The sequence below is a fragment of the Marivivens sp. LCG002 genome (assembly GCF_030264275.1).
Lineage (GTDB): Bacteria > Pseudomonadota > Alphaproteobacteria > Rhodobacterales > Rhodobacteraceae > Marivivens.
On record NZ_CP127165.1, the window covers coordinates 564,421 to 587,847 of the forward strand.

General features: G+C 51.8%; 18 protein-coding genes and 1 riboswitch. Of the genes, 15 read left to right on the forward strand and 3 right to left on the reverse strand.

Annotated elements, in window-relative coordinates; genetic code table 11:
• Positions 1–22 precede the first annotated feature (22 nt).
• From QQG91_RS02890 to QQG91_RS02960, 15 genes are all read left to right on the forward strand, one after another.
• Positions 23–1,318, forward strand: coding sequence for a nucleotide sugar dehydrogenase (locus QQG91_RS02890; RefSeq protein ID WP_285771481.1), 1,296 nt, complete (start codon positions 23–25; stop codon positions 1,316–1,318).
• Between the two features lie 12 nt (positions 1,319–1,330).
• Entirely contained in the window at positions 1,331–2,275 is a 945-nt protein-coding gene (locus QQG91_RS02895; RefSeq protein ID WP_285771482.1) for a Gfo/Idh/MocA family protein, read from the forward strand.
• The gene (locus tag QQG91_RS02900; protein ID WP_285771483.1) at positions 2,272–2,847 is read left to right on the forward strand and encodes an acyltransferase; all 576 of its coding nucleotides are present in this window, start codon (positions 2,272–2,274) and stop codon (positions 2,845–2,847) included. The genes QQG91_RS02895 and QQG91_RS02900 overlap by 4 nt, the downstream gene beginning before the upstream one ends.
• A 1-nt stretch (position 2,848) precedes the next feature.
• Positions 2,849–3,976: a DegT/DnrJ/EryC1/StrS family aminotransferase gene (locus QQG91_RS02905; protein ID WP_285771484.1), complete on the forward strand. Its 1,128-nt coding sequence runs from the start codon at positions 2,849–2,851 to the stop codon at positions 3,974–3,976.
• Between the two features lie 10 nt (positions 3,977–3,986).
• On the forward strand, positions 3,987–4,727 hold the full coding sequence (locus tag QQG91_RS02910; protein WP_285771485.1) for a sugar transferase: 741 nt from the start codon (positions 3,987–3,989) through the stop codon (positions 4,725–4,727).
• 10 nt (positions 4,728–4,737) lie between these two features.
• Positions 4,738–5,517: a class I SAM-dependent methyltransferase gene (locus QQG91_RS02915; RefSeq protein WP_285771486.1), complete on the forward strand. Its 780-nt coding sequence runs from the start codon at positions 4,738–4,740 to the stop codon at positions 5,515–5,517.
• Positions 5,518–5,535: 18 nt separating this feature from the next.
• On the forward strand, positions 5,536–6,651 hold the full coding sequence (locus tag QQG91_RS02920) for a DegT/DnrJ/EryC1/StrS family aminotransferase (protein ID WP_285771487.1): 1,116 nt from the start codon (positions 5,536–5,538) through the stop codon (positions 6,649–6,651).
• A gap of 4 nt (positions 6,652–6,655) precedes the next feature.
• Positions 6,656–7,702: a thiamine pyrophosphate-dependent dehydrogenase E1 component subunit alpha gene (locus tag QQG91_RS02925; protein ID WP_285771488.1), complete on the forward strand. Its 1,047-nt coding sequence runs from the start codon at positions 6,656–6,658 to the stop codon at positions 7,700–7,702.
• On the forward strand, positions 7,699–8,679 hold the full coding sequence (locus QQG91_RS02930; RefSeq protein WP_285771489.1) for an alpha-ketoacid dehydrogenase subunit beta: 981 nt from the start codon (positions 7,699–7,701) through the stop codon (positions 8,677–8,679). The genes QQG91_RS02925 and QQG91_RS02930 overlap by 4 nt, the downstream gene beginning before the upstream one ends.
• 66 nt (positions 8,680–8,745) lie before the next feature.
• Positions 8,746–10,056 (forward strand): lipopolysaccharide biosynthesis protein, encoded by a 1,311-nt coding sequence (locus QQG91_RS02935; protein WP_285771490.1) that lies wholly within the window; start codon positions 8,746–8,748, stop codon positions 10,054–10,056.
• A 161-nt stretch (positions 10,057–10,217) separates the two neighbouring features.
• The gene (locus QQG91_RS02940; RefSeq protein ID WP_285771491.1) at positions 10,218–11,627 is read left to right on the forward strand and encodes an oligosaccharide repeat unit polymerase; all 1,410 of its coding nucleotides are present in this window, start codon (positions 10,218–10,220) and stop codon (positions 11,625–11,627) included.
• The gene (locus QQG91_RS02945; protein ID WP_285771492.1) at positions 11,627–12,781 is read left to right on the forward strand and encodes a glycosyltransferase; all 1,155 of its coding nucleotides are present in this window, start codon (positions 11,627–11,629) and stop codon (positions 12,779–12,781) included. Before QQG91_RS02940 ends, QQG91_RS02945 begins: the two co-directional genes overlap by 1 nt.
• Before the next feature lie 99 nt (positions 12,782–12,880).
• The gene (locus tag QQG91_RS02950) at positions 12,881–14,695 is read left to right on the forward strand and encodes a glucosamine 6-phosphate synthetase (RefSeq protein WP_285771493.1); all 1,815 of its coding nucleotides are present in this window, start codon (positions 12,881–12,883) and stop codon (positions 14,693–14,695) included.
• 151 nt (positions 14,696–14,846) lie between these two features.
• A complete protein-coding gene (locus tag QQG91_RS02955; RefSeq protein ID WP_285771494.1) occupies positions 14,847–16,763 on the forward strand; it encodes a GumC family protein in 1,917 nt (638 codons plus the stop codon).
• Between the two features lie 5 nt (positions 16,764–16,768).
• Positions 16,769–18,499, forward strand: coding sequence for a polysaccharide biosynthesis/export family protein (locus tag QQG91_RS02960; RefSeq protein WP_285771495.1), 1,731 nt, complete (start codon positions 16,769–16,771; stop codon positions 18,497–18,499).
• A gap of 20 nt (positions 18,500–18,519) precedes the next feature.
• On the opposite strand, the gene QQG91_RS02965 is transcribed toward QQG91_RS02960, so the two are convergent.
• The 3 genes from QQG91_RS02965 to ahcY form a co-directional block, all read right to left on the reverse strand.
• A complete protein-coding gene (locus QQG91_RS02965; RefSeq protein WP_285771496.1) occupies positions 18,520–20,478 on the reverse strand; it encodes a nucleoside-diphosphate sugar epimerase/dehydratase in 1,959 nt (652 codons plus the stop codon).
• Positions 20,479–20,660: 182 nt separating this feature from the next.
• Complete coding sequence (metK, locus tag QQG91_RS02970; RefSeq protein WP_285771497.1) at positions 20,661–21,842, reverse strand: methionine adenosyltransferase; 1,182 nt, start codon at positions 21,840–21,842, stop codon at positions 20,661–20,663.
• Between the two features lie 7 nt (positions 21,843–21,849).
• Positions 21,850–21,898: riboswitch (SAM-SAH riboswitch) on the reverse strand.
• Between the two features lie 16 nt (positions 21,899–21,914).
• A complete protein-coding gene (gene ahcY, locus QQG91_RS02975; RefSeq protein ID WP_285770890.1) occupies positions 21,915–23,303 on the reverse strand; it encodes an adenosylhomocysteinase in 1,389 nt (462 codons plus the stop codon).
• Positions 23,304–23,427 lie beyond the last annotated feature (124 nt).

Sequence of the window (23,427 nt, forward strand, 5' to 3'; positions counted from 1 at the left end):
ACTAAAAATTGTGGTGGGGCAGATGAAGCTAATCCAAAAAATTTCGTCGAAACAGGCGGTTATCGGCGTTCTGGGGCTTGGCTATGTGGGTATTCCCCTTGCTCTCGCTACAGTTGCAAACGGCTTTCGTGTTATCGGCTTCGATATAGTCGAGTCGAGAGTAAAGGAGCTGAACGACGGGATCAGTATGATCAAGCATATCCCGAGCGCAGCAATCAAAGACATGCGGGAAAACGGGTTCGAGGCCACAACGGATTTTTCTCGCGCAGCTGAATGTGATGCTTTGATCATCTGCGTCCCGACGCCGCTAAATGAATATCGCGAGCCCGACCTCTCCTACGTTGTAGCGACAGTTGAATCTGTTGCGCCTTATCTGCGTGAGGAGCAACTGCTCTCGCTTGAAAGCACAACGTGGCCCGGCACCACCAAAGAAATCCTTCTGCCGATCGTCGAAAAATCTGGCCTGAAAGTTGGCGCGAATTTTTATCTCGTATATTCTCCGGAGCGCGAGGATCCGGGGAACGAGAACTTCAATACGCGCAATATTCCCAAGGTCGTGGGGGGACATACCTCTGAATGTTTGAGTGCCGGCGCAGCACTGTATGGGGCCCTCGTTGATACCGTTGTGCCCGTTAGTAGCACTCAGACAGCAGAGATGGTGAAACTCCTCGAGAATATCCACCGTTCGATCAATATTGGTCTTGTGAACGAGATGAAGGTAGTTGCGGATGCGATGGGCCTCGATATTTTCGAGGTCATAGACGCTGCAAAGACCAAGCCCTTCGGCTTTACTGCCTATTATCCCGGGCCGGGAATAGGTGGGCATTGTATTCCGATCGATCCCTTTTACCTGACCTGGAAGGCGCGCGAATACGGGTTGCACACGCGGTTCATTGAGCTCGCTGGCGAGATCAATGCTTCGATGCCACAATACGTCGTAGATAAAACCGTCCGTGCACTGAATGAAGCAGGGAAGAGCCTTAAATCTTCGAAGGTTCTTGCGCTAGGCATTGCGTACAAATCAAACGTTGACGACATGCGGGAAAGCCCTTCGGTCTTTGTTATGGAGCTGCTCCGTGAGTGGGGGGCGGATGTCCATTATTCTGATCCGCATGTACCTGTGTTCCCCGAAATGCGTGAACATTCCTTCGACCTGAGTTCAGTCGATTTGAGCCCCGAGGTTGTGGCTTCCTACGATGCGGTAATTTTGTTAACGGCGCATAACGCTTTTGACTACGAAATGATCCAGAAAAACGCACGTTTGATCGTCGATACGCGCGGTAAGTTCCGCGGATCCGAAAACGTAATCTGTGCATAAGGAATGAACAGCATGACCACCAAATATGCACTCATCGGCGCGGCCGGATACATCGCACCGCGTCATATGAAAGCCATTAAGGAAACGGGCGGCAATCTTGTCGCGGCATACGACACAAATGACAGTGTCGGGATTATGGATAGTCATTTTCCCCAGTCAGAATATTTTACCGAGTTCGAACTGTTTGCCGACTACCTCGGCTCGAAGCGCGCACCAAAAATCGATTATATTCCGATTTGTTCGCCGAACTATCTGCATAAGGCGCACATCGGGTTTGCGCTACGTTCGGGTGCGGACGCAATCTGTGAGAAGCCCTTGGTTCTGAACCCCTCAGATCTCGATGATCTTGCAGAACTCGAGGTCGCTACAGGACGGAAGGTGAATTCGATCCTTCAACTGCGGCTGCATCCTTCGATCATCGCTCTACGTGATCGCATAGCGAATGGCCCCAAAGACAAGGTTTATGACGTTGATCTTGGTTATTTCACCTCCCGTGGTAAGTGGTATCACACATCTTGGAAAGGATACGATCACCTCTCTGGCGGCATTGCGACCAACATCGGTGTCCATTTTTATGACATGCTGAGCTTTGTTTTCGGCCCGATCAAAGAGAACATTGTCCACTATCGCGGAGCCGACGCTGCTGCTGGCTATCTTGAATATGCTCAGGCGCGCGTACGCTGGGTGCTCTCCATCAACCGAGATCATTTGCCCGCGCACGCCGCGCCCGGGCAATCCACCCATCGCTCGATCACCGTAGAAGGCGAGGAAATCGAGTTTTCGGGAGGTTTTACTGACCTTCACACGCAGAGCTATCAGTCTGTCCTTGCAGGAAATGGCTATGGATTGGATCAAGTCCGCTCCTCGATTGAAATCGTTAGCCATATCCGCACAGCACCAATCGAGCGAAACAGGGGAGAGATGCACCCTGATCTGAACAAGGTTATTGCCGGATGACGATCCAGAGCGTTTTCGTTCATGAGAGCGCCTATGTCGACGAAGGTGTGACCATCGGCGAAGGCACAAAGATCTGGCATTTCGCTCACGTTCTGCCGCGCACCACAATTGGAAAGAACTGTATTCTTGGCCAGAACGTAATGGTGGGTCCGGACGTGGAGATTGGAGACGGCTGCAAGGTCCAGAATAATGTCGCGCTTTATCGCGGGATCGTTCTTGAGGACAATGTTTTCTGCGGTCCTTCGTGCGTCTTTACCAACGTGCTTACCCCTCGTGCCCACATTGAGCGCAAGGATGAGTTCGCGCCAACGCTTGTAAAGACCGGAGCGACGATTGGTGCAAATGCGACAATCATTTGCGGCAATACACTTGGCGCTTACTGTATGATTGCTGCCGGTGCAGTTGTCACCAAAGATGTTTCCGACTATGCGCTTATGGCGGGAGTGCTTGCTAGGCGGATTGGCTGGGTAAGTCAGTCCGGTGAGGTTCTAGGTCCCGATTTAGTTTGTCCGCGCACCGGTGAAGTCTACAAGGAAGTCGACGGTCAACTTTTCCCAGTCACTGAGGACTAGAATGCAGTTTATCGACCTTGCCGCCCAACAGTCGCGCATTCGTGACAAAATTGACGCTCGGATTGCGGGGGTCCTTGATCGCGGAACCTATATCTCTGGGCCTGAAGTCTCAGAGTTGGAGACGAGACTAGCTGAATTTTGCGGGGCGCTTCATTGCGTTTCGTGTGCCAATGGAACAGATGCGCTAGAGTTGGCTCTCATTGCGCTCGGGATAGGCGAGGGAGACGCGGTTTTCGTCCCTTCTTTCACTTTCGCCGCCACAGCGGAAGTTGTCCCGGGCTTGGGAGCAACCCCTGTATTTGTTGATGTGGATTCAAATACGTTCAATATGGACGTGGCCAGTCTGGAACGCGCAATCGTTCATGCGCGATCTCTCGGTTTGCGTCCTGCTGTTGTAATACCGGTGGATTTGTTCGGATTGCCTGCCGACTATGCGCCGATCAAAGCCATAGTCGAACGCGAAAATATGCGATTGATCGGAGACAGTGCCCAAGGTTGGGGTGGACGCTATCACAACCAGATGACCGGGACGTTGGCTGACATTACTACGACTTCGTTTTTTCCGGCCAAACCTCTAGGATGCTATGGGGACGGTGGGGCACTTTTCACCAACGATCCCGAAAAAGCGGCACTGCTTGATAGCCTCAGGATTCACGGTAAAGGCTCGGAGAAGTACGATAACGTCCGGATTGGGATGAATTCGCGATTGGATACGCTACAAGCGGCAATCTTGATCGAGAAGCTCGAAATCTATGCCGATGAGTTGGAGAGCCGCAACAAGGTCGCTCAACGTTACAGCACAAAATTGGCTCCTTTTATCGAAGTTCCGTTTGTGCCCGAGGGTTATGTTTCGATTTGGGCACAATACACGCTTAAAGCTCGGTCCCAAGATGAACGTGCAAGGTTGATGACAAGCCTTCAGAACCAAGGTATCCCTTCGGTCATCTATTATCCACGCCCGTTACACACCCAGTCGGCGTATGCCGATTTCCCCTGCGACCCTTCCGGCCTCCCGGTGAGCGTCGATCTCGCGCAGCGCGTATTTAGCCTTCCCATGCACCCTTATCTCACTCATGAAGATCAGGATCGCGTCATCAAGTGTTTGATTGACGCTCTTCAGATCTCGTAGGATTACGCCAATGAAACGTTTTTTCGATCTCGTGCTCGGCACAATTTTACTCCTGATCGCTTCTCCTATTCTGATCGTCTTCAGCGCCCTTATCTACGCCCAGGATCGGCATAACCCCTTCTATATGCCAAAGCGCGTCGGCAAGGGTGAGAAGGACTTCACTATGTTCAAGCTGCGTTCGATGATTATTAACGCAGATAAAACAGGTGTGGACTCGACCGCCAATAATGACAATCGAATTACGCGCGTAGGAGCTTTGGTCCGTAAGTTCAAACTCGACGAGTTGACGCAGCTTATCAATGTTGTTCTCGGCGACATGAGTCTCGTAGGGCCGCGCCCCAACGTCTCGCGCGAGACGGTTCTTTATACAAAGGTTGAAAAGCGACTTCTTTCTGTGCGACCGGGCATCACCGATCTTTCGTCCATCGTCTTCTCCGACGAAGGAAGTATTCTCGACGGAAGCGCGGATCCCGATCTGGATTACAACCAGCTTATCCGTCCCGGCAAAGGCAAGCTCGGGCTGTTCTATATCGACAACCGTTCGCTCTTGCTTGATCTCCGGATACTGTACCTAACTGCAGTTGCAATCGTGAATAAGCGTGCTGCGTTAGACGGAGTAGTCGCTATTCTTCGATCTTTAAACGCCCCTGAGGAGTTGGTAGAGATCGCCAAACGAGAGAAACCGTTGGTTCCGTCGGCACCTCCTGGCGCGTTAAACATCGTGACCGATCGCAATAGCATCCCAAACTAGGCATAATTTTATGACAACTCCTGATTTCACCGACGTCACTGAAATGGCTGGCGAGGAAATATCCTCCGAGCAGCTTTTCCGCATGGTGAACCGATATGTTTGGGCATCCCGATATGCCGCCGGAAAAGATACGATCGAGGTTGCTTGTGGCACCGGTCCAGGCCTTGGGTATCTTGCCAAAATTTCCAAGTCTCTGCGGGCGGGTGACTATAGTCAGACAATCGTTGATCGAACAACTCGCTACTACGGCGATCGGGTAGAGATCCTTCAATTCGATGCGCAGGATATGCCCTATGAGGACAACTCCGCCGACGTTATCATAATTTTTGAGGCTCTTTACTATATACCCGATGCGGAAGCCTTTGTGCGAGAATGCAAGCGGGTATTGCGTCCGGGTGGACATGTGCTTGTGTCAAATGCAAATCCGGACCTCTACGACTTCAACCCGTCGCCCTATTCCCATGTTTACCATGGTGTACGTGAACTTGGGCAGCTCTTTGGGAGTGCCGGTTTTTCAACCGAATTCTGGGGGTCGACCCCTCTTGCAAAAGTAGGCCTGAAGCAGAGATTGCTTCGGCCGGTCAAGAAGCTTGTTGTCTCCTCGGGTTTGATGCCCAAGTCCATGGCGGGTAAACGTCTCTTGAAGCGACTTGTATTTGGCAATCCGGTCTTGATGCCCGCTGAATTGACCTCCGATATGGCTGAGCACGAAGTGCCAGTCTCCCTGCCCGCCGGTAAAGCCTGCGACGGCTTTAAAGTCATCTATTGCGCAGCTGCGCTTGTAAATTGAGCCCTATAGGACCCGATCATGTACGATATCCCCTTCTTCAACTATCCTGCGATCTACAAGCGTTTTGAAAAAGAGTACGATGCGATTTTCAAAGATGTATGCTCGCGTGGGGCATTTATTCTCCAAAAAGACCTTGCCGAGTTCGAGGCCGCACTCGCGGAGTTCCTTGGGGTTAAACACGCATTTGGTGTAAATGATGGCACCAACGCTATGATCCTCGGACTTAAGGCCCATGGGATTGGGCCCGGTGATGAAGTGATCATCGCTTCGCACACTTACATTGCCACCGCTGCCTCAATCAAACTCGTTGGCGCAACTCCAGTTTTTGCCGATATTGGTGAAGATAACATCTTCTCTGCAGCTTCCGCGGCAAAGAAGATCACTTCCAAGACCAAAGCGCTGATGCCGACCCAGCTAAACGGCCGTTGCGCCAATATGGACGAAGTGGGTGCTTTGGCGAAACAGCATGGTTTGATGATTTTCGAAGATAGTGCGCAGGGTCTTGGCGCAGCGTTCAAAGGTAAACGCGCTGGTAGCTTTGGCGGCTTCGGAACTCTGAGCTTTTATCCCGCAAAAGTAATGGGGTGTTTCGGCGACGGTGGTGCGGTCATGACAAATGACGATGCGATCGCTGACCGTTTGTACGAAATGCGCGATCATGGCCGCAACCATGACGGAGAGGTCGTTGATTGGGGCACTAATGCGCGTCTCGATAACTTGCAGGCTGCTTTCCTCAAGTTCCGCATGGGGAACTACGCAGAGGACATGCAGCGTCGTCGTGAAATCGCCAAGATGTATCACGATGGTTTGTCGGGGCATGACAAGATTTACTTGCCGCAGGGTCCATCTGATGGCGACCACTACGATGTCTACCAGAATTATGAGCTTGCGGCAGAAGAACGCGATGCACTTCGTGCGCATCTCGCAAACAAAGGCATTCGCACAATCATCCAGTGGGCAGGAACCCCTGTACATTGGTTCGAAAAGTTGGGCTATGGCCGAGAACAGTTTGATGATCTCCCGCGTACTGATTGGTTCTTTGATCGTTGCCTAATGCTCCCTATGCACATGGCTCTCTCGGACGCCGATGTTAAAGCAGTAATCGATACCATTCTCGAGTTCTACGAAAGCTGATCGAATGACTTTGAACCGACTTGGCACTTTGGCGGACCCGAATAGCTTTCAGGATCCGCTCGACCTTCGGAATACGCCTGATGAAGTTGCATTCGAAATGCTTTATCGAATGGCACTGATCCGGCGCGCCGAGGAGCAAATTGCCGAGATGGTTCTGGCTGGGGAGATCAAATGTCCCTGTCACTTTGCAATCGGTCAAGAAGCGCCCGCAGTCGGAATTTCGATGCACCTTCGTGCGACGGATCGCGGGTTTGGGGCGCATCGAAGTCATTCGCATTATCTTGCGTCCGGCGGGTCTGTAGATAAACTTTTCGCAGAGGTACTCGGACGAGCAACGGGTGCGAGCCATGGTATGGGCGGGTCTATGCACCTTTTTGGAGAGGGAACCGCATTCGCTGGTTCTGTACCCATCGTTGCAGGAACTGTTCCGCTTGCAGTGGGTGCAGCACTTGCCGCCAAACTCGATGGAAGCGGCGACGTCGGCATCGCCTATTTTGGAGATGGCGCCTGTGAAGAAGGCATCGTCCACGAAAGCTTGAATCTCGCGGCCACGATGAAGCTTCCTGTGATTTTTCTAGTCGAGAACAATCTTTATTCGAGCCATCTAGATATCAACCTGCGTCAACCTTCAGACCGCGTCGCGCGATTTGGAGAGGCGCACGGTATGGCAACCGAGGTAGTTGATGGCAACGATGTCGTTAAGATGGCGTCTGTTGCAGGTAGATTGATCGAGAGGGCGCGTGCTGGAGAGGGCCCCGGTTTTATAGAGGCGGTTACATATCGTTGGTTGGGCCATGTTGGTCCCGATGCCAATATTGATGTCGGCCTCAGGCGATCTGCAGAGGAAGTCTCAGCTTGGAAAAAACGCGATCCAATCGCGCGCTTGGAGGCAGCACTTCTTGCTCGCGGTGTCGAGCAGGGCGACATAAATGCCCTAAAGGACAATGCGGAACGAGCTGCTAAAGACGCCCGCAAGAAGGCCTATGACGCACCTTGGCCTAAGGAGACGGATCTACTCGATTTCGTCTACGCCTCAGGAGGAGCAAAATGACCGTTCAATCTTATGGCAAAGCAATTCGTGATGGTTTCGCTTACCTGTTAGAGAACCACCCCGAGACCTTTGTAATCGGGCAGGGTCTTTGGAGTCCTTGGTACGTCGGTTCATCCATGACCGAACTGGAAAAAGAATTTGGCAAAGAGCGGGTGATCGATACACCCGTATCCGAATGGGCTTGCACTTCCGCCGCGGTCGGCGCTTCCCTCTTTGGCAAAAAGCCCATCGTAGTTCATCCGCGAATGGATTTTATGATCTTTGCAACCGACAGTCTCGTGAACCAGGCCGCGAAATGGTCCCATATGCTTGGGGGGCAAGCTCACCCCGGCCTTACAGTTCGTGGCATCATAAATCGCGGAGGTGAGCAGGGTGCACAGCATTCTCAGTCGCTGCAATCTTGGTATGCACATATTCCAGGACTTCGTGTGGTAATGCCATACACCCCGCAAGACGCGCGGGACCTCCTCATCGCGGCAACACTTTGCCCTGATCCCGTGCTCTATATCGATGATCGATGGCTCTATGAGCAAGAAGCACAAATGCCTCCCGCAAAAGACATCGATCTGACCACTATCAAGAACGAGGTTATCCGCGAAGGTGCCGACATCACACTTGCCGGATGCTCTTGGGGAACCCACCTTGCGATGGAAGCAGCGGCGCAGCTCGAAGAAGACGGTATTTCTTGCGAAGTCGTCGATTTGCGCGTGCTGAATCCTTTTGATGGCGAAGCTCTTATCCAATCGGTCAGAAAGACCGGTAGACTAGTTGCGATCGACGCGTCATGGAAAACATGTGGAATAGCAAGCGAGGCGATTACGCGTGTGGTGGAGGCTATTGAACCACGTCTTTTGCGCTCAAGTCCTCTGAGGATCACTCTACCGGATGCCCCTGCGCCGTCTTCTTCAAGGCTCGAAGCGATTTACTATCCCAAATCTGCTCAAGTTGTTGCCACGGTTAAGCAAATGCTAAATTGACGGTAATGTCGTGCCGCCTTCGCCTCTTACGAGCGATAGGTGGCCCCACTAGGCAGGGTATGTTCAATGAAGTCGTATCTTCGAGGGATATTAGATCGCGTACGACGTCCAGGGTTTTTGCGTGATATCCTCGCCGTAAGCTCTGGTTCGATGGGTTCGCAGCTCATCGCCATTCTTTCTTCACCAATCTTGCTACGTATTTACAGCCCTCACGATTTAGGAGTGCAGGCTGTTTGTATTTCGTTGCTTTTTGTGAGTGTTGTAGCATCGCTAAAATACAATCAAGCTATCCCCTTACCAGCAGAAGACAACGATGCAATCGTGATTGCGCAGTTATCTGTCGTGGTGGTCTTGGCAATGACTATCGGAATCGGGCTTATATTCTATGTGATTGGTGGCAAGATAGTTGGCGCGACTAATACCCCATCTGTCATCGAATATCTTTGGATTTTGCCTTTGATTTTTTTGCTACTAGGAATTTCAGAGGTTTTCCTAAGCGTTTGTATCCGCTTTGAGAAATTTAAGGCAGTTGGAATTGCCCAGATTTCGCAATCAGGAGCGCAAGTTCTCTATCAGACCCTCGCTGGTCTGTTAGCTCCAACCCCTATGCAACTCGTGCTTGGTATTTTGGTGGGCAATCTAGTCGCCATGATCATTTATGCGTCGTCTCTTCGCCGCGAAGTAACCAGTTTCACCATAATAAAAGACAGTTTTTCGCTAGATCGACTTTGGCAGGCTGCCAAATTTCACAAAAAATTTCCAATTCTCTCGGCGCCGGCTCAAATTATCAATGCAGCCTCAATTCAAGCAACGCCGCTCCTATTGGCCGTTTTCTATTCTACCAACGTCGTCGGTTGGTTGGCGCTCGCGCAAAGGCTTGTTGGTCTGCCGATCACTGTGATTGGTTATGGTGTGTCGCAGGTCTTCTTCCAACACTCTGCCAAGCTTCAGAACCAAAAACCCTGGGAACTGCTGTCCTTGTACCAACGAACAGCTCGGTCTCTCCTTTTGATTTGTCTCGTTCCTTTTCTACTCATCGCTATCTTGGCCCCCATGATCTTTGGCTGGGTCTTCGGACCTGAGTGGACTGAAGCTGGGGCTTATGTACGATTGTTGATACCTATGTTCATTTGCCAATTTGCAATCGCGCCACTCTCTTACATTACAGCAGTGATCAGCGCTCAGAGGCTCCAACTAATCTGGGATATCGGGCGACTCGTTCTCATTGTCGGTCTAACTTACACAGCTGCCTTCTTGAAATTGGATGCGTCAGTTTGCATCGCGCTCTACGGACTCGCAATGAGTGCGAGTTACATATGGCTATTTTTTGCAACTAGCAGTGCGTTGAAGAAACTCTCGGACGTTCATGCCGAGTGACAAGCGTTCCGTTTTAAACGGGGACTCTCGCAAACTTCATCATCGCGCTGTTTATTCGAAGAGATTTTTGGAGTAGCCGTTGTGCGATATTGCCGATGCATCAAAAGGATGTTCTATTTGACGACTTGGGACCACCACACTCAAATTAAGCTAGTCAACCGATGACGGCAGAAGCTCTTCTTTTCGTCTTTATGTGGCTGTCTTTTCTAGTGCTGTGGTTTTTACTGCTTTGGAGCTATACGCGCTCAGTGTTCAGTATAACGATGCCGAACATCCTGCTGGCGTCAATGATCCTCTTCCAATTTGTCGGTTTGATCTTTTTGTTCTTCCAACTCGACCAGTATCGAGCCTCTGAAGTGACGGACCAAGTGATCTTGCTCAAGGTCGTCGGCTATACAGGGATCTGTATCACCTGCTTGATTTTCGGGTTCAGTTTGGCACGGCGTATGACTGGGTACCTTGATGACGTGGGACAAGGAAAGCCCGTGATGGAGGTCGATTTTCTTGCAGCGTCAAAGCTTGAGCATTCAATTATGTTTTTTCTGGGGATCATTTCGATATTTGTTCTTTATCGCTATTTTGCGGTCGTTGGGCTGGAAAACGTCGTGATCCTCAACGCTCTTAACCTTGTCGGAAGCGGAAATAGCAACCTGACTGCTCTTCGTAGTGCGATGAGTAACAACTTCGAAGGCGATTTTTATTGGTATGACCTTTTCATGAGGAAATATCTGACTTTTTACTCTGTATTTCTTTACCTGAATTTCCTTGGTTCAAGTAAAAAACGCTGGGTGTTAATCCTATTCATTGCCTTTTTTCTGATTACACTTCTGAGTCTCGCCTCGACGGGCGAAAAAGCACCTGTTCTACTCTTTCTCGCATCGCTGTTCGTGGCGCGTGAATACGTCAAGAATAATGGACGTGCGGATGGCAAAAAGATTTTTGCCCTTTTTGGGGCATTGATGCTAGTAGCATCAATATTTTATATCTTCTTGATGAATATAGACAACGTTTATCTCGGTCTATTGAGCACGCTATCCAGGGCTTTTACGGGTTCCCTCGAACCAGCCTACCATTATCTCGAGCTTTTTCCGTCCGAGATTGGATTCTTGCATGGAAGTTCATTTCCCAATCCAAAAGGGATTTTCCCGATCGAGGGTTTCCTACTTACATATGAAGTTTGGAACCGAGTGCATCCAGAGTACTACGCACTTGGTCTCCAGGGTTCAATGCCGGCCGCATTTTGGGCGGAAGCCTACGCGAATTTCGGACCGATAGGTGTTGTTGTTGTTTCCATCCTAGTGGGTATATATGTCTATGTGTTGAACTATTTCCTAGTTCGCGTGAAAAGCCGGGCTCTGACGGTCGCCTTGATCGTTTTTTCGATCTTCCATTTCCGATCTCTCGCCGAAACCAACTTCTCGCAGTATCTGATGGATACTACGTTTGCTTTTTTTGTGTTTGTCACAATCACCGCACTTACCGTATTGCACAAAGGGCGTATACGCCTGCGTCAATCCCAAAGCCAACCTAGGCCATCCCGCCATGACTACTTTCCCCAAAAGGGCCAATAATGAAGACGACCATTCTCCACTTGAGCCATACCGATATTCGACGCGACAGTCGTATTCTAAAGGAACTCAAGGCGCTCCGACCTTTTGCAGAGGAAAAAGGTTTTCAAGTCAGAGCCCTCGGCATCCTAGATCGCGGGGCTAAGTCAGCCGTTCCACCTGCCCCCGAAGGAGTTGAAATTCTGACGATGGAATGTTTCGTCAGAAAACTTTGGGTTCCGCACCGGCTCATCCGCCACGGACTTGTTTTTCTGGAAATAATGGTTCGTTTCTTGTTTCTGGGTCTCAAGATGCGTCCTGCTATTGTGCATTGCCATGACACTATGGTTCTGCCGGTGGCGTTGCTCGTTTCGATAATTTCGCGCGGCCAGTTGGTTTATGACGCACATGAGCTCGAGACCGACCGCAATGGTCAGGGGAAGCTGGAGCAAAAAGTAACAATGCTGTTCGAGAAGATTGCTTGGAGTGCAATCGATTTTTTCATATCTGTCAGCCCCTCGATCAATAAGTTTTATGTTGAGAAATATGGCCCCAAGGCGAACGAAGTTATCTTGAATGCTCCGGAATTGACACCGGTCGACGTCGGAAGTCAGTCCCAAGCAAATGCTCTTCGCGACCGGTTAGGTATTTCCCCAGAGGAGAGACTGTTTGTCTACCTTGGTATTCTCGGCCCTGGCCGCGGTTTGGAAAATCTTCTTGAAGCTTTTTCAAGACTTGTCGGGGAGGCGCATCTTGTGTGCGTGGGATGGGGTGAATACGAACAGAAAATCAAGGACTATGCGACGCGTTTTCCCAACATCCACCTTCATGAACCGGTGCCTCACGCAGAAGTCGTACCGTTGGTAAAAGGTGCCGATTTCGGGATGTGTATGATCGAGCCAATATCGCTGAGCGATTATTATTGTTTGCCTAATAAGCTATTTGAGTATGCGTTCGCCGGCTTGCCGGTTCTTGCGTCAAAGTTCCCTGAACTGGAGCGAGTGGTGCGCGATCACAAACTAGGGACCACTTGCGAAAATGACGTTTCGTCGATAGTGAACGCAGTGAAAGACATCATAGGTCGCAAGCACGAATTTAGCTTTGAAAACCTCGAGGAGTTGAGCTGGCAGCGCCAAGCGGAGCTTCTTGTTGCAGGCTATCGAACGCTCGTGGCGTAAAAGGTTTAATCGGGCAATAATAGCCCAACGCATGGTGAAAACAGGTGCAGTGCAGTATTTGCAAAGGTGCCGTCTCCCTGAACTTGAAGGTATAAAACAATGTGTGGCATCTTTGGACTGATTTCCTTGTCTGGCAAAGTTGATAAGTCGGAGCTTATTGCCCTTGCGATGCACGCTCGTCAGCGAGGCGTTGATGCCTCAGGACTTGTATTGCTTGAAGGCGACCAGATGCGCATTGTGCGTGCAGACGCGGGTATCCACAAACTTACATCAAAGGTAAAGTTTGGAAATCCGAACATGGTGCTGGGCCATAGCCGCCTTGTGACAAACGGCTTTACCGATAACCAACCGATCTATCGTGATGGCTTGGTTGTCTTGCACAACGGTATCATTACCAACTGCGACGACCTTTGGACTGAAGGCCGAAAGCGCAGGCTGCAGATCGACACAGAGATTATTCCGGTCATTTTGTCGGAAGTGCTGAAAACGGGCGCTACAATTGGAGAGGCGGTCGAAAAACTTCTTGAAGAAACCGAGGGCGTCATTTCGACGGCAATCTATGAGATTGAGACGGGCCGTCTTTTGCTTCTCTCGAACAATGGTAGTCTCTATGCCGGAGAGAAAAACGGTCAGATCGGTTTTTCTTCCGAAGAGTGGCCCTTGATCAGCAAAGACTTCAAAAACATCCGCAATATCAAGGGGTATGAAGTCATCGAGACAGGTCGCAAAGTTGCGGCTCCCATCGAAACGGCAGTGCTCCAGCGTCAACGAACCAACCTTGTCCCCGGCTACATTCGCACTGTACCCGAGGAGAACATGCTTGTTCACGAGGTGCCCAACCTCAAGCGCTGCACAAAGTGCATTCTACCCGAAACGATGCCATATATCGAATTCGACCATGAGGGCGTTTGCAACTACTGCAACAACTATGAGTTGCGAAACGTCCCCAAGCCTATTTCGAGCCTGATCGAATTGGTGAAACCCTATCGTCGGGATGATCACGTAGACTGCATCGTTCCCTTTTCGGGCGGGAGAGACAGTTGTATGGCTCTTCACTTGATCGTCAAGGAACTCGGCATGAAGCCGATCGCTTATACTTATGATTGGGGTATGGTCACTGACTTAGGCCGCAGGAATATAAGTCGGATGTGTGCCGAATTAGGCGTCGAGAATATTATTATCGCGGCCGACATAGAAAAGAAGCGCAGTTATATCCGCAAGAACCTCGAGGCTTGGTTGAAGAAACCCCATTTAGGGATGATCAGCCTCCTTACTGCGGGCGACAAGCATTTCTTCCGCTATATTGAGCAGATTAAGAAGCAAACAGGCGTCAGTTTGAATATTTGGGGTATCAACCCACTGGAAGTTACCCACTTCAAGGCAGGCTTTTTGGGTGTGCCACCAGCGTTCCATGAAAAGCATGTTTATAACAACGGTCTCGCCAAGCAACTTAGTTACCAGAAAAAGAGATTTGCCGAGTACCTGCGCAATCCCGGTTATTTGAACGCCTCTATGTTCGATACGCTCAGTGGCGAATATTGGCGCTCGATTCATAAAAAGACCGACTATTTCCACATGTTCGACTATTACACTTGGGATGAGAAGGAAATTGATGGCGTCCTTGCCGAATATAACTGGGAGCTTGCCATCGATACGACGACGACTTGGCGCATCGGTGACGGAACGGCTGCTTTCTATAACTATATCTATTACACGGTCGCCGGTTTTACCGAGCACGATACGTTCAGAAGCAACCAGATTCGCGAAGGTCAAATGGACCGTGAAGAGGCGTTGCGTTTGGTAAATATTGAAAACCAACCTCGTTATCCGAACATCAAATGGTATCTTGATGCCGTTGGCGTAGATTATGAAAAGGCGATTAAGGCCGTCAATGCTATCCCAAGGCTCTATTGAAGCAGAGCTGAGGTATGCTTGACCGCCGTAATAATCATGTGGTGCAGTGGGCGATGTTGTAGTTGCGTCGTCCATATGCATTTGGGTTAGTCATATCTCACGAGACCTGATAACTGAACGAGCAATATTTGAGAGAGCAGGCGAACCATTCGTGACCGCACCTATTCCTAGCTACAATGAAGATGAGATCGACCTTCGTGAGGTTTGGTATTCCGTCGCGCGGCATTGGTCGATCATCCTGCTGATCGCTTTTGTGACCAGTGCGGCATCACTCTATTATGCAGTGAACAAAGTAGAGCCGATGTTCAATGCGACGAACGTCTTCATGCTTGAAGATAGTTCACCAGGCTTTTCAGGATTAGGAGACGCTGCTGGGCTTGCTGCGATAATTGGCGGGGGGGCAGGTGGCGACAGCGCGACCGCGACGATAAGTGATAGGATCAGATCGCGAAGCTTCGTTCTTGCGATAGCGGATGATGCAGGTCTTTACACTGATCCTCAGTTCAACCCCGTGGTGAGAGCACCGAACTTGCGCGCGCGTATCCAGATCGCTCTCGGTATCAGCAAGCCGATGGTTGATAGTCCTGCGGCGCGCGATCAGCGTATGATTGGGTTTTATCGTGAATACGTGAGTGTAAACGTCGGCGAAGCAAGTATGGTTGAAGTGAGCGTGGAGCACTATGATCCTGAACGTGCGGCAAAAATTGCAAACTTGATCGCTGAAAAGGCTCTTGCTGATATTTTGGTTGAGCGAAAAGAAAAGTCTCGGGCGCAAATCGACTATCTTGCAGGCGAGCTATCGGTGGTTCAGGCGGATCTTGAGAAAGCAGCAGCTGCAATGTCCGCTTATGCAGTAGACAACAATCTCGCTTCCGGCATTGAACTCGCTAAGGCATCCACTCAACTTGTCCGCCTTCGAGAGCAGCGGCAGTCTTTGGGCGATACTCTTTCCGCTCTCGAGGAGTTTCAGCAATACACCGAAGAGCGGCGTATACTGACCCCCTTGGAAAGAAGCGAACTCCTGAATCAATACCCTTTTGTCGCTTCGAGCGAGTTTCGCTCAATTGTCGGTTGGGGGCAATCATCTGATACTTGGTTCTGGATCGATGCCGAAACACTTGCTCAGGCTCGCTCGACCACCCAATCGCGGCTTGAACAGGCACAACGATCGATCTCAATGTTGGAGCAGGACGCTCGTTCAACTGCTGCTTCTGCCACTGAACTTGCGTCATTGGAACGCGAGATCAAAGTTCAGCAATCAATTTACGAAGCACTAGTCGCCCAGTTTGAAGCGCAAAGCATCACCAGTGGTTTCAACGCTTCTGTGGGTCGGGTAATGGAACCCGCGATACCGGCGATTGACCCCTTTAAGCCGCGCAAAGTTGTTTATGCTGCCCTTGGGATGTTCCTTGGCGGCTTTATTACTTCGGTGGTTATTATCGTCTTGGTCGCGATGCGGGGAACTATTTATGGCCCGAATACGATTTCCGCCCGAATAGGTCTGATTGCACATAGTTTGCGTAAGCGCTCTGTCCTAAAGTTGCTTCGCACGTCTGTTGAAAGTGGCGAGCTGGAGAAAATCGCAGTTGAATTGGAACTTGGTGAAGCCCGTCAGGTGGTGTTTTTGTCATTGACGAGCTCAGATCTTGCATCGCGTGCAGCATTCGATTTGGCGAATGAACTCGCAGCTTCCGGTCAAAGAACGTGTCTCCTCGACTTGACCGGAGAAGCTTTCACGGGTGCTCTTGTGGAGCGTGGTGAACGACAGTTTGCGCTTCGGCGTTTCGAAGGGGAGCGTATCTTCGCTTATGTCTCGGAGCCAACGTCCAGTATGCCTGCGCTCGTGCTGAAATCCATTCTCCCGGAATTACGTGATGAAGCTGCGCACATTATTGTTGTGTGCCCCAAATTTCCTATGGCGGGTGCCTACGTTGCTGCCCTCGCCGATGAAATCGATGCACTTGTTCTGATTGCAGAACGCGGTCGTACAACTGTCTCATTGACCCATTCCGCTCGTGCGGTTCTTGATCGTCTTGCGCGAGCCCGCGCTTACCTAATTTGTGAGTAAATGAAATGCGCATTCGTCCACTCCTTCTGTCGACCGCAGCGCTGACGTTTTTGACGGCTTGTGCGTATTTACCGCAAAACATCGTCGCACCGACTACAGAGGCAGCTGCGGCACAAACCAGTTTCGACCTAGATGTCCAAGCGGTGACAGCATCGGTGATCTCGCAAGCGAATTCCAGAAAATGGGAGCGCGGATTTGTTGTCGCGGATTCTGGTTCGGCAGCTCTTGCAAGTGTTGTACCTGCTTCTGTTGCCTTGTCTGAGCGTTATCCCGTAGCCACCGGAAAGGTTGCGTATACTCTAGGGGCAGGTGATGTCCTTATCTTCACCGAAACACGCAATAGCATCGCGAGCGACGGCGTAAGTGGCTTGATCGCGAACACAGAGCGGCTCGTTGTTTCCAACGGCAACACGATTGTGTCGCCCGTATTCGGTGTTCTCGACGTTTCTGGCAAGACTGTCGAGCAGGTGAGGAGTGAAATTTCAGAGCGACTGAGACAGCGCGCGGGGAAGAGTAACGCTGTTTCTATCCTTCCTAAGCCACCTGTAGGCATCCGCCCAATTTATCGAATAGGTGCCGGCGACGAGATAGCCATTACAACGGTTTCTAGTGAGGTGAGCACAAATGGCGTCAGCCAAACACTGATCGAAACCCCGACAACAAGAGAGATCCGCGTCTCCTCTCAGGGCAGCATCTCGCTATTGGGCGTCGGCGAGGTTTTTATTGAAGGCATGACGCGAAGTGAGGCATCGCGTGCGATTGCCGACGCACTGACCGGCGCAGGACTTGATCCAAAGAATGAAATCGTCATCAAGCGGAACGTAGCAAACCCGGCGCGTCTGATAGGGGATGTTCCTGTGCAGCGCACGATCGAAATTCTCGAAGCGCCGATTGATCTTGCGAATGTTCTGTCTGAATATGGTGTGCGTCCAACGGATGAGCGAGAGTTCCAAGTCAAACTTTTGCGCAACGGCATAGAATATGGGATACTCGCCAGCGAAATTCTCGGCTCCGCTGATACCGCCCGTATCTACATTCAATCCGGTGATACGATCTCGGTCGAAGCAATCAGTAAAAATACTTCATTTGATCTATACGTTGAAGGTTATAACTCCCAGAAAGTTTCAGTCATCTCGTCGTCCGCGAGCGCGCGAAATGCTGTTTTGCCGATTACCGAGCAGGGGATCACCCTGGTTGATGCACTCCTAAATGCTGGACTGATTGTAACGCCTGACAGCGAGTACTTGATCCGCCTGACGCGCCGCGGCACGGAATATCGGATGTCTGCGCAGAAAGTTCTCGTAGAGCATCCAGGAGCGTCGATCTACCTTCGTGGTGGCGACAAAATTGTGATTGAGCCGCTCGAGTATAGCAAACAAACGGTTATGGTGACAGGCGCAGGAACATCTCCCAAGCTCATCGAAATCTCCCCGACCACGCGCCCGACACTCGCGACAGCGATTTTCAGTAGCGCAGCTCTCGGAAATATCGAAGCTGACTTGAAGCAGGTATTTTTGCTTCGTCGCAAAGAGCAGGTTGCCAATTCATTCGATGCTTACTTTATCGACCTGAGCGATCCTACCCGCTTGATCTTGGCAAAAGAGCTCCAACTTCGGCCTGACGATATAATCTTTGTTTCCACTCAGCCGATCAGCGAGTTTAGCTCGGTCATCTCACGTATAAACGGGGCTTTGACGAATGGACTTGGAACGCTCGCAATTGCCGGTTTCAAATAATTTAACCGTAGCTTTTGAAGCTATACGGCAGTCAGCTTTGGTTTGAGTGCGCTTTTGCTGTTTTTGTCCCAGACCAAGTCCGAAATCGAACTTACTGGTGCAAAGTCGGTCGGGGCTTTTTGCAGTAGCTCGCGCACATGTTCAATATCGAAGGCTTTGCAGGCTAAGAAGAGTTCTTCGAGGATTTGATTCAGAACAGAGAGTTCCAAATAGGTCTCTCGTGCGCTCATGATGCGGGGATGCTCGGTTCCTTCCGGATCATTTCCGATAAGGAGTTCTTCATAGAGTTTTTCGCCCGGACGGAGCCCTACAACACGAATGGCGATCTTGCTTGGGTCAAGGTTCGCTTGCTGTTCGGCCAGCCCCTCTTCTTCGATAAATGGTGTCAGACCGTGTAATCTAGCCATCTTTTGCGCGAGATCTATGATCTTGACCGGCTCACCCATGTCGAGAACAAAGACTTCACCGCCCTTTGCCATCGAGCTGGCTTGGATCACCAGTTGCGCAGCTTCGGGGATCGTCATGAAGAAGCGGTTGATTTCCTTGTGGGTAACCGTAATCGGACCCCCGGTTTTGATTTGCTCGGTGAATCTCGGAATGACGGAACCCGAGGACCCGAGAACATTGCCGAAGCGAACCATAGAGAAAATGGTTCGCGACTGCGACCTTGCATAGGCCTGGCAAACAAGCTCGGCCATCCGCTTGGATGCACCCATAAAGTTGGTTGGACGTACAGCTTTATCGGTTGAAATGAGAGTAAATGACTCTACGCCAGCCGAAATCGCCGCCTCGGCGATCACCTTTGTTCCGAAGATATTATTCCGCATCCCTTCAATGACGTTCAGTTCAACAAGTGGAACATGCTTGTAGGCTGCAGCATGATAGATGGTTTGAACCTTGAACGTGCTCAACACTGTTTGGACGCGACCTTGGTTCTGAACCGAACAAATGATCGGGATAATCGTTGTCTCTAGCGACTGTGCCTGAGCAACGCCTGTCAATTCGTCATGCACCGAATAGAGGGCATATTCGGAGGAATCGAGAAGGAGAAGTTTCTTGGGATTCTGTCGGAGTATCTGGCGGCATAATTCGCTTCCGATTGACCCGCCAGCGCCTGTTACAAGCACGACTTTATTGCGAATGTTTCTTTCCATGAGCTGCGCTTTGGGCGGGATCGGATCGCGTCCAAGCAATTCTTCGATCGAAATATCTCGCACTGTGCTGATCTGTGCCCGACCCTCGATAAGATCCGAAAGGCCTGGCATCGTCTTTACTTCGACTTTCAAGCCCTCCAGCCGTTCGATGATCGCCCGTCTGCTTGCCTGCGACAGACTAGGAAGCGCTAGAAGGATGGTTTTGACATTGGACTTTTTGAGGTAACCGTGAGCTTGCTCGAACGAAATGACACTCAGTCCGCCAATTTCGGAATTCTGTAAAGCCGGATTGTCGTCAATGAGGATCACAGGTCGATAACTTTTGCTCTGGCTGAGTGCGTTGACGAGTTGGCGACCCGCGGCGCCAGCGCCGTAGATAGCAACTGGACTACGCGCGTCCCGTTCAAGCGAATGATATAGATTTCGCAGGATCAGACGCGAGCCGCCCACGGTCATGAAAAGCAACATCGCGTAGATAAACACCACGGACATCGGAAACCCGACCGAAAATACCCACCCGATGGCGAAGAGCCAAAGCGCAGACAGGCCAACTCCGTAAATAACAGTTCGCAAGGCCTTGCTCGACATATAGCGGACAATCGCACGATAGAACCCGAGTTTAACAAAACCTGCGAGTGAAAGTGGGATAACGGTCAAGAGCATCAATACGGCAGAGGGGCTCTTAAGTGCGTCCGTCGAGGCCATCTGAACGGCAAGAGCCGCATAAAAGCACACCACGATCAAAGTACTATCTGTAAGGATTTGCATGATGCGCTTTTCCGTGCGCGTCAGGGCAAAGAGCGAATGCAAAAAATGCTCAACCATGATCCCAATATCCCAGACAACCCAACATCAACGCTCGATAGGCGCCCATCGCTTACTCTTAATTTGTCGCAGCAATTCATCCGTGAACAATTAGAGAGTGCACTAGAACACTAATAGCCGAAACCGAGCCACTTACAAATAGAAGCAAATGAGGGGCGAAGTTTCCTTCGCCCCTTTTGTGGTTAGATCGCGGCCTTGAGGGCATCGACCAGATCGGTGCGCTCCCACGAGAAGCCGCCGTCCGCCTCTGGGGCGCGGCCGAAGTGGCCATAGGCCGAGGTGCGCGCATAGATCGGACGGTTGAGACCGAGGTGCGAGCGGATGCCTCGGGGGGTGAGGTCCATAACTTGGGCAATCGCCGCTTCGATCTTGGCGGGGTCTACGTCGCCCGTGCCGAAGGTATCGGCATAGATCGAGAGCGGTTTGGCCACACCGATGGCATAGGAAAGCTGGATCGTGCAGCGCTCGGCAAGACCTGCCGCCACCACGTTCTTGGCCAGATAGCGCGCGGCATAGGCGGCCGAACGGTCCACCTTGGTCGGATCTTTGCCCGAAAACGCACCGCCGCCGTGGGGCGCTGCGCCGCCATAGGTGTCGACGATGATCTTGCGCCCCGTAAGGCCTGCGTCCCCGTCGGGGCCGCCGATCACAAAGGTGCCCGTGGGGTTCACCCACCATTCGGTGTCCGCCGAAATCCAACCCTCAGGCAGCACTTCGCGGATATAAGGCTCGACGATGGCGCGGATGTCGGCGCTCGTCTGGCTTTCGTGGGCGTGCTGGGTCGAAAGCACGATCGAGGTGACGCCGACGGGCTTGCCGTTTTCATAGCGCACCGAAAGCTGGCTCTTGGCGTCGGGGCGCAGGGTCGGCTCGCTGCCGTCCTTGCGCACTTCGGCAAGACGCTTGAGGATCTTGTGCGCATAGTGGATCGGGGCAGGCATCAGCTCGGGCGTCTCGGTGGTCGCATAGCCGAACATGATCCCCTGATCGCCTGCGCCTTCGTCCTTGTCCTCGCGCGCGTCGACGCCTTGGGCGATATGCGCGGATTGCTCGTGCAGGAGATTGGTGATCTCGACGGTTTCGTGGTGGAACTTGTCCTGCTCGTAACCGATGTCCTTGATGCAGTCGCGGACGATCCCGTCCACGCGGCCCATGTAATCGCTCAACTTGTCCTGATCGGAGAGGCCCACTTCACCGCCGATCACAACGCGATTGGTCGTGGCAAAGGTCTCGCAGGCCACGCGAGCTTCGGGTTCCTCGGACAAAAACGCATCGAGGATGGCGTCGGAAATCCGGTCGCAGACCTTATCGGGGTGGCCTTCGGACACGGATTCCGAAGTGAAAATGTAGTTCTGTCGGCTCATTGGGAAGTGCTCCATTGGAATGTCCCCGCCACGCCAGGAAGCCGTTGTGACGGGGAAAATGTAAGGGGTAACTTAGTAACGATAGTGTTCGGGCTTGAAGGGACCTTCGATGGTGACACCGATGTAGTCGGCCTGCTCTTTGCGCAGCTGGGTGAGCTTCACGCCGATGCGGTCGAGGTGGAGACGCGCGACCTTTTCGTCGAGGTGCTTGGGCAGGATATAGACGCCGGGGGCGTAGTCCTCGCCTTTGGTCCAAAGCTCAATCTGTGCGAGCACCTGGTTGGTGAAAGAGGCCGACATCACAAACGAGGGGTGGCCCGTGGCGTTGCCGAGGTTCAGCAGACGACCCTCGGACAGAAGGATGATACGGCTGCCCGAGGGCATTTCGATCATATCCACCTGATCCTTGATGTTGGTCCACTTGTGGTTCCGAAGAGCCGCGACCTGGATCTCGTTGTCGAAGTGGCCGATGTTGCCGACGATCGCCATATCCTTCATCTCGCGCATGTGCTCGATGCGGATGACGTCACGGTTGCCCGTGGTGGTGATGAAGATGTCCGCGCTCGCGACCACGTCTTCGAGAACGACAACCTCGAAACCGTCCATCGCCGCCTGAAGCGCGCAGATCGGATCGACTTCGGTTACCTTGACGCGTGCGCCTGCGCCGCGTAGCGAAGCGGCAGAGCCTTTGCCCACGTCGCCGTAACCGCAAACGACGGCAACCTTGCCCGCCATCATCGTGTCGGTGGCGCGGCGGATGCCGTCGACGAGCGATTCTTTACAGCCGTATTTGTTATCGAACTTGGACTTGGTGACCGAGTCGTTGACGTTGATCGCAGGGAAAGGGAGCTGGCCCTTCTTGTGCAGATCATAGAGGCGATGCACGCCAGTGGTGGTTTCCTCCGAGACGCCCTTGATGGCCTCTTTGGTCTTGGTGAACCAGCCGGGGCTGGCTTTCATGCGCTTGTAGATCTGCGCCTTGATGACTTCTTCTTCTTCGGACTGGGGCACGGGAATGATGTCCTCGCCTGCCTCGGCGCGGGCGCCCAGCAGAACATAGAGCGTCGCATCACCGCCATCGTCGAGGATCATATTCGCGCCTTCGGGGAACATGAAGGATTTGTCGAGATAATCCCAATGCTCGGTCAGCGTCTGGCCCTTGACCGCAAAGACGGGAATACCGGCTTCGGCAATCGCGGCGGCGGCATGATCCTGGGTCGAGAAGATGTTGCACGAAGCCCAGCGCACATCCGCACCCAAAGCCACCAGCGTCTCGATCAGAACGGCCGTCTGGATCGTCATGTGGAGCGAGCCCACAATGCGCGCACCCTTCAGAGGCTTGCTCTCCCCGAACTCGGCACGGCACGCCATAAGCCCGGGCATTTCCGTTTCTGCAATGTCCAATTCCTTGCGACCAAAACCCGCAAGCGTGATGTCTTTGACGATGTAGTCCTTCGGCATAACAACTTCCTATTTGCAACTTGCAGCGCATTTAGCATCTCAACTCGGAAAGTATAGGAAAAAAGGTCGTTAGCGGCTTAGGCCGTGAAGTGCAGATCCAAATAATGCCGAAAAGCGACTTCCT

Bases quoted from the DNA above. Each gene is read 5' to 3' on its own strand.
- QQG91_RS02890 (WP_285771481.1), top strand. From the start codon at position 23: ATGAAGCTAATCCAAAAAATTTCGTCGAAACAGGCGGTTATCGGCGTT.
- QQG91_RS02895 (WP_285771482.1), top strand. From the start codon at position 1,331: ATGACCACCAAATATGCACTCATCGGCGCGGCCGGATACATCGCACCG.
- QQG91_RS02900 (WP_285771483.1), top strand. From the start codon at position 2,272: ATGACGATCCAGAGCGTTTTCGTTCATGAGAGCGCCTATGTCGACGAA.
- QQG91_RS02905 (WP_285771484.1), top strand. From the start codon at position 2,849: ATGCAGTTTATCGACCTTGCCGCCCAACAGTCGCGCATTCGTGACAAA.
- QQG91_RS02910 (WP_285771485.1), top strand. From the start codon at position 3,987: ATGAAACGTTTTTTCGATCTCGTGCTCGGCACAATTTTACTCCTGATC.
- QQG91_RS02915 (WP_285771486.1), top strand. From the start codon at position 4,738: ATGACAACTCCTGATTTCACCGACGTCACTGAAATGGCTGGCGAGGAA.
- QQG91_RS02920 (WP_285771487.1), top strand. From the start codon at position 5,536: ATGTACGATATCCCCTTCTTCAACTATCCTGCGATCTACAAGCGTTTT.
- QQG91_RS02925 (WP_285771488.1), top strand. From the start codon at position 6,656: ATGACTTTGAACCGACTTGGCACTTTGGCGGACCCGAATAGCTTTCAG.
- QQG91_RS02930 (WP_285771489.1), top strand. From the start codon at position 7,699: ATGACCGTTCAATCTTATGGCAAAGCAATTCGTGATGGTTTCGCTTAC.
- QQG91_RS02935 (WP_285771490.1), top strand. From the start codon at position 8,746: ATGAAGTCGTATCTTCGAGGGATATTAGATCGCGTACGACGTCCAGGG.
- QQG91_RS02940 (WP_285771491.1), top strand. From the start codon at position 10,218: ATGACGGCAGAAGCTCTTCTTTTCGTCTTTATGTGGCTGTCTTTTCTA.
- QQG91_RS02945 (WP_285771492.1), top strand. From the start codon at position 11,627: ATGAAGACGACCATTCTCCACTTGAGCCATACCGATATTCGACGCGAC.
- QQG91_RS02950 (WP_285771493.1), top strand. From the start codon at position 12,881: ATGTGTGGCATCTTTGGACTGATTTCCTTGTCTGGCAAAGTTGATAAG.
- QQG91_RS02960 (WP_285771495.1), top strand. From the start codon at position 16,769: ATGCGCATTCGTCCACTCCTTCTGTCGACCGCAGCGCTGACGTTTTTG.
- QQG91_RS02965 (WP_285771496.1), bottom strand. From the start codon at position 20,478: ATGGTTGAGCATTTTTTGCATTCGCTCTTTGCCCTGACGCGCACGGAA.
- metK (WP_285771497.1), bottom strand. From the start codon at position 21,842: ATGAGCCGACAGAACTACATTTTCACTTCGGAATCCGTGTCCGAAGGC.
- ahcY (WP_285770890.1), bottom strand. From the start codon at position 23,303: ATGCCGAAGGACTACATCGTCAAAGACATCACGCTTGCGGGTTTTGGT.